General features: G+C 60.6%; 1 protein-coding gene. It reads left to right on the top strand.

Translation table 11 applies throughout. From position 1 onward, the window contains the following. The coding region (locus SB771_RS35480; RefSeq protein WP_410722100.1) for a hemerythrin domain-containing protein at positions 1-259 on the top strand (259 nt) is incomplete at both ends.

The raw sequence follows: 259 nt of genomic DNA, 5'->3' as shown, positions 1-259 counted from the left end.
GATACGTCCAGAATGTCCCCGAGCATCACCGCGATGATCCGCCTCGATCACATGCACGCGCTTGCCGCGTTCCATCGTTATCACGCGACGAGTCCCTGGTGGCGCAAGCAGGCGATCGTCACTTCAACTTGTGCGGCGCTGGAGATTCACGCGCAACTGGAGGAAGAAATTTTCTACCCGGCCCTGGCGGCCGTGATGGGCGACGACGAAACGCTCGCCAAAAGCGCCCCGGAACACAACGAAATGCGCGCGACGATCA

It is taken from the genome of Burkholderia sp. SIMBA_051 (assembly GCF_046534915.1).
In the GTDB taxonomy this organism is placed as follows: domain Bacteria; phylum Pseudomonadota; class Gammaproteobacteria; order Burkholderiales; family Burkholderiaceae; genus Burkholderia; species Burkholderia ambifaria.
The sequence above is the reverse complement of the archived record's forward strand: the minus strand, read 5'-3'. Positions and strand labels throughout refer to the sequence as shown.